This window comes from Streptomyces roseochromogenus subsp. oscitans DS 12.976 (assembly GCF_000497445.1).
GTDB classification, from domain to species: domain Bacteria; phylum Actinomycetota; class Actinomycetes; order Streptomycetales; family Streptomycetaceae; genus Streptomyces; species Streptomyces oscitans.
This window is the reverse complement of sequence record NZ_CM002285.1, coordinates 949,258-954,935: the sequence shown is the minus strand read 5'-3', so window position 1 is coordinate 954,935 and position 5,678 is coordinate 949,258. Positions and strand designations below refer to the sequence as shown.

4 protein-coding genes and 1 pseudogene are annotated in these 5,678 nt (G+C 72.7%); 2 read left to right on the top strand and 3 right to left on the bottom strand.

From position 1 onward, the window contains the following. Positions 1-373 (top strand): helix-turn-helix domain-containing protein (locus M878_RS54370; RefSeq protein ID WP_023544892.1); only part of this gene is annotated, 373 nt, incomplete at its 5' end. Positions 374-653: 280 nt separating this feature from the next. Then, positions 654-2,495, top strand: a complete 1,842-nt coding sequence (locus M878_RS54365; RefSeq protein WP_023544891.1) for an RICIN domain-containing protein — start codon at positions 654-656, stop codon at positions 2,493-2,495. 367 nt (positions 2,496-2,862) lie between these two features. Here M878_RS54365 and M878_RS54360 read toward each other — a convergent pair whose 3' ends face one another. The 3 genes and pseudogenes from M878_RS54360 to M878_RS54350 form a co-directional block, all read right to left on the bottom strand. Further along, a complete protein-coding gene (locus M878_RS54360) occupies positions 2,863-4,098 on the bottom strand; it encodes a polysaccharide deacetylase family protein (RefSeq protein WP_031224056.1) in 1,236 nt (411 codons plus the stop codon). A 230-nt stretch (positions 4,099-4,328) separates the two neighbouring features. Beyond that, positions 4,329-5,018 carry a DUF4232 domain-containing protein gene (locus M878_RS54355; protein ID WP_023544889.1) on the bottom strand — a complete coding sequence of 230 codons (690 nt, stop codon included), beginning with the start codon at positions 5,016-5,018 and terminating at the stop codon, positions 4,329-4,331. A 152-nt stretch (positions 5,019-5,170) separates the two neighbouring features. Further along, a pseudogene (locus M878_RS54350) lies at positions 5,171-5,678 on the bottom strand (serine/threonine protein kinase); the annotation flags it as partial.

Below are 5,678 nucleotides of genomic sequence, written 5' to 3'. Positions count from 1 at the left end.
GACCACCCCGCACTCCGCGCCGGACCGGACGCGGCCGCCCGCGCCGGACGCCGACGCCCGGGTGCGCCGCGCCGAGGAGCTGATCACCGCCGACCCCGGCGCCCCGCACTCGGTCCGCTCGCTCGCCGAGAGCGTCGCGCTGTCCCCGTCGCGGTTCGCGCACCTGTTCACCCTGTGCACCGGCCGGTCCCCGATGCGCGCCCTGCGCGAGGCCCGGCTGCGGCACGCGGCCCGGCTGCTGGAGGCCACCGGCCTGACGGTGGAACGGGTGGCCGCTGCCTCCGGATTCACCAGCCCCTTCCACTTCAGCCGGATCTTCCGGGAACGCTACGGAGTGCCGCCCGGCGCCTACCGGGCGGGCGAACGGCGATAAGGGGAAGAAAAGGATTCACCTGAATCCGAGTCAATAAAGAACCGCCGCACACACTGTCGATAATCGAAAGATCCCTTGTTCGGGCGTGTGCGGCTGTGCAAAGGTGTGCGCTGTCGGCGCGCTGGCACATCGCATTTCCCGACGTATGCGCCAGGCCGCTCCCCGTACACCCCCCACGCTTCAAAAGAGCCGCCTCAGGTGGACGTCCGAGCAGCCTCACCACCTTCCCATACTGCTTGGTATGGACTAATTCCGTTATCACGTCTGGAGGAATGCAGTCGTGAACGAGGCAGGCCCGTCGGACGAACGACTGAGTGCCGAGCTGAAGAAGTGGACGGGAGGGACACCGGCGCTCCATCCCGTCGGTGAACTCCTCGACCGGCACTGGGAAGCGGCCTTCGCCTACGCCCGGTTGTGCACGGACGGGACCCGTGCCGCCGGCATGCTCACCACCGCCGCGTTCACCCGGCTCTTCGGTGAGTCTCTACGGCAGAACGGCCCGACCGCCGCCTGGCGGCCCGAGGTGCTGGTCGCCGTCCGCCGGATCGCCGCCGAGTGGGACACCGACGGCCGCCGCGAACTCCTCCACCCGGAGCTGCGGTCCGGCGCCGCCGGCGAGCGGGCCGCCGCCCGGCTGCTGCCGCCACCCGGCCGGCGTCAGCTGTCCCGGGCGTTCCAGCGGGTGCCCCCGACCAGCCGTGCCGTGCTGTGGCACACGGAAGTCGAGGCGGAACCGCTCGCCGTACCCGCCGCCCTGCTCGGCCTGGACGAGGAGGACGCCCGCGTCGAACTGCGCAGGGGCCGGGAGCGGCTGCGCGAGGAGTGCCTCCAGGTCCACCGTGAACTCGCCCCCGACACCGAGTGCCGGCGCTATCTGCGCATGCTCGACGTGACGTTCCGGCGCGGCGGCGTCGACATCGACCCGGACCTGCGCCGGCATCTGGACGGTTGCGGCCACTGCAGCCGCACCGCAGACCAACTCACCGCGTTCAACAAGGGACTTGGGCTCGCCCTCGCCGAGGCGGTCCTGGGCTGGGCCGCCCAAGCCTATGCGGAGTCCCGGGCCACCCGCGCCGAGCAGCCGACCGAACCGGCTCCACCACCCCCGGTCGCCGCGCCCCTGCCCGACGAGGCCTTCCCGGCCACTGGGACGCCACGCCGGCGCGGCTCCTCCCACGCCGCCGGGCCCGCCGTAGCCGAAGCGTCGGCCGGCGGTGGGGAAACCGTCGTGTGCGGCCGCTCGGCCCGTCGTGCCGCCCGTGCCCGGCGTGCCAGGCGGCGCCATCTCGCCCTGGCCGTCGTCACCGTGAGCGGTCTGGTCGTCGTACCCCTGGTGCTGTGGTCGGTGCTCGGTTCCGGCCACGGCGCGGCCCCGGCCGGGGGCGGCGGGTCCTCGCCGGCGCCGGGCAAGGACACCAAGAATCCCGGCGCGTCCTGGGCCGGGGCGAGCGCGGCCGGTCAGGGCGCCGTGCACGGCCGGCTGCACAATCTCGCCTCCGGGCTGTGCATCGGCGTCGTCGGGCAGAAGGCCGTCGAGGGCGCCGAGACCGAACTCGCCGCCTGCTCCGCGACACCCAGCCAGCAGTGGACGTACGAGACCGACGGACTGCTGCGCAACTCCTCCGCGCCCGACCTGTGCCTGGACTCCCACCTCGGCTACTCGGTCCGCCTCGCCCCCTGCTCGGCCACCGGGCAGGCCGCGCGGAACATCCGCTACGACTTCACCCTCCAGGGCACCCTGATACCCCGCTGGAACCAGGAGCTGGCCCTCACCCCGGCCGCCACCGACGGCTCCGGCGCCCTGGTGCTCAAGGACCGCGCCCCCGGCGCCGCCCAGCGCTGGGGCGTCGACACCGCCAAGCCCGACCTCCAGATGCAGAACGTCAACTGGGACGGTGACGGCACCCCGTCGCCGACGCCCACCCCACACCGGACGACCCCTGCGGCGACGCCCACCCCCAAGGCCTCCAGGACCACCGCCCCGTCGGCCCCGACGGCGACCACCTCCGCCCCGGCGCCCACACCGTCCGCCACGTTCGACCCCTGCTCCGCGTACCCGTACTACTGCGGTGACGGCGGCGGGGGCTACGGCGGGTACGGGGACGGGCGCCACCGCCGGTGACTCGGGGTGGTGGGCGGTGGTGGCGGAATCGTGCCGGGCCCTGGGGCCGGTTCCGGCCACCCCGGCAGCACCGGGCACGGCGCGTGCTCGACGGCGAACCGGGCCGCCGGGCCGAGGCTCTTCGACCCAGGGCCTGTCCGGCGGATCCTGTCGCGGACGCGGGGGCCGGCCCGCCCCCGCTCGCCTGCGGTGATGAGGCGCCGTCACTGTGATCCGCGTGATCCGCCGGACAGGCCCTGGCCGTGACCGGTCGCCGTCCCGCGTCAGCACCAGCAGATCGGCCGCCGAACTCCCGTCGAGCGTCGCAAGCAAATCATCCAGGTCGCCCGCCCAGCCTGCGGCCGGACAGCAGACCGTCGTGGACCGGTCAGGACGACCGGCTGCCCGCTGTGCCCAGGAACTCCGCCCAGCCGCCCAGCGGGGACTGCCCGGGAATCAGGGTGCGGAGCTTGCGCAGCACCGCCGGGTCCTGTGCCTCCAGCCAGTGCACGAGCTGCTTGAACGACACGAAGCGCACGTCCTCGCCGTACGCGGCCATCTTCCCGATCGCCTCCTCGACGGCGTCCATGTAGATGCCGCCGTTCCAGCGCTCGAAGTGGTTGCCGATGAAGAACGGCGCGCGGTTGGTCGTGTACGCCCGCTGGAAACCGGCGACATAGGCGTCGCGGGCCTGGGAACGCCAGACGTCGAACTGGGCGCGGTCGCCGTTCGGGTTGCCGCCGGACTGGTTGAACATCATGTTGTAGTCCATCGACAGCACCGGGAACTTGTGCCCCGGGAACGGGATGGACTGCAGCGGGAAGTCCCAGATCTTCCCGCCCTGCACCTTGCCCGGCCAGATCTGCAGTCCGCCGGGGGAGCTGGCGTCGTACTTCCAGCCGAGGGCCGCGGCCGTGGGCAGCAGGTTGGACTGGCCCTCCAGGCAGGGCGTGCGGCCGCCGATCAGCTCCTTGTCGTAGTCGAAGGGGAGCGGGTCGAGGTCCGTGAAGCCGGTGTTGGTCTTCCACTGCGTGACAAAGCTCTTGGCCTGCTCGATCTCGCTGCGCCACTCGGCCGGGGACCAGTTGCGCACGCCGTCCGCGCCGCAGAAGTGCCCGTTGAAGTGCGTGCCTATCTCATGGCCCTCCAGCCAGGCCGCCCGTATCTGCTGGAGGGTGGCGTGGATGTGCCGGTCGGCGAGGTAGCCGATGGCCGAGGCGCCGACCGGGTGCTGCGGCGGGCGGTACAGGTGCTTCTTGGACTCGGGCAGGGCGTAGATGCCGCTGAGGAAGAACGTCATCTTGGCGCCGTGGTCGGCGGCCACCTTGCGGAACCGGGAGAACAGCTGGTTGCTGATCTCGCCCGCGCCGTCCCAGGAGAACACCACGAACTGTGGGGGCTTCTGGCCCGGCTTCAGCCGCTCGGGCGTCGGCTGGTGCGGCTGGGCGCCGGTGTCGGCGGTGGAGCCGTCACCGATCGGCTTCGCCTCGGCCTGGGCGGTGCCGTCGCCGTCCGCCGGGCCGTCGACCGAGAGGCCGGTGCCGGAGGAGCACGCGGCCAGCGTGCCCAGGGCGCCCGCGGCTGCGCCCGCCGTCAGCACTCGCCTGCGTGAGATCCCGCTCATCTTGCTCCCCGATTTCCTGTCACGGCCCCTGCTGGGCCTGCTCGCCGGTGTGGGTCGACGGGTTCGATGACGGGAGGCGGAAGAAAGATCGGGGCCGGAGGGCGCTGTTGCCGTCCTGTGACAGTTGTGGCGCGGTCATGACGAACCCCGCTGCCCGGGGCGTGGGGCAGCGGGGTTCTCGGGCGTCTTTCGGGGGTCTTGTGGTAGGTCAGACGGGGTGTAACGGCAGGTCAGGGAGCGGTGCCGGGGCTGAGCACCGACAGGAAGACGGTCGAGGAGTTCCCGGACACGGGCACCGATCCGCCCGACCACGCGACCCTGAGCGCGTCCCGCTCGTCGGGCGGCGTGACCAGCAGGGCGGCCGGGGTGGCCGTCTTGGCGCCGCTGATGCCGGGGTTGGAGTATGTCAGCCCGGCCCAGGCACTCTGCCCGGGCCTGAGGGTGATCGTCGTCGCGGAGCCCGACTCACGCCTGGGGTCGGGGCCGAGCTGGGTTCCGGCGCCGTTCACGAACGCCGCGCCCGGAAAGCCGCGCAGAGTGCAGGTACGGCCGGACTTGTTGGTGAGGACGACCGGGAACTTCTCCTGGCCGGCGCCCGGGTCGTTACGGCCCACCGAGGCGCTCAGCTCCGAGGTGTGGCAGCGGGCGCTCGCCGGGACCGTGCCGCCACCGCCGCCGGCGGAGGGGGACGTCTGCGGGGTGGAGGACGAGGAGGCGCCGGCGGGTGCCGAGGCCGGGGCGGAGCCGGCGGACGTCGGGCTCGTCGTGCCGCCCGTCGCCGGCGCGGCCGTACCCGAGTCCGTGACCGGCGGGTTGCTGTGGACGTCGTGGCTGTTGCCACAGGCGGACAGGAGGCCCAGCACGGTGACCGTGCCCACGAGCAGGGCCCCGTGCCGCGCGGACCGGGGGGTGTACACCATGGCGCTCAACACTCCTGGTTGGTCATGGCACGCGATGGACCGCGTGCCTACGGCACCGAGTGCGCCGTCATCACACTCCGATGCGCGCAGCCCCGGAAAAGTTCGGCACACGCAGGGATTTGTTCCCCGTCGTGACCGAAGGCAGGCGCCCGTCAGGTCACGCTCAGCGAACGGAGTATGTCCTCGGTCGCGTCCTTGTCGCCCCGCTCGCGCACCTGTACGTACACCTGAGGCTGTGCGGCGCCGTCCGCCGGGTTCAGCGCGGACTCGGTGACCGAGCCGCCGTCCGGGCAGCCGCTCCAGGCCCGCACCAGACCGTGCCAGTCGGCGTCGGCGAAACTCCGGCTGCCGGAGAAGCGGCAGCCGGAGTGCGCGAGGGCCTTCACCTTCGCGCTGACATCGCCGTGCTCGCTGACCCCGACGAACACGCCGTCCACGCCCGCTCCCAGATCGGGCCACCGGGACAGGTCGTCGGCGACCACCAGACCCGGTTCGTGTCCCTTGGCGAGCCCCAGCGCGCTCGGGTCCCAGCCGGAGTCCCGCAGCTCGTGGCTCCAGCCCGCCGGCACCTTGACGACCACCCGCCCCGTCGAGTCCGTCACCCGCGCCTGGTCCGGGGAACCGCCACGGTGCAGCAGCACGGTCACCCCGGCCGCGGCC

Bases quoted from the DNA above. Each gene is read 5' to 3' on its own strand.
- M878_RS54355 (WP_023544889.1), bottom strand. From the start codon at position 5,018: ATGGTGTACACCCCCCGGTCCGCGCGGCACGGGGCCCTGCTCGTGGGC.
- M878_RS54360 (WP_031224056.1), bottom strand. From the start codon at position 4,098: ATGAGCGGGATCTCACGCAGGCGAGTGCTGACGGCGGGCGCAGCCGCG.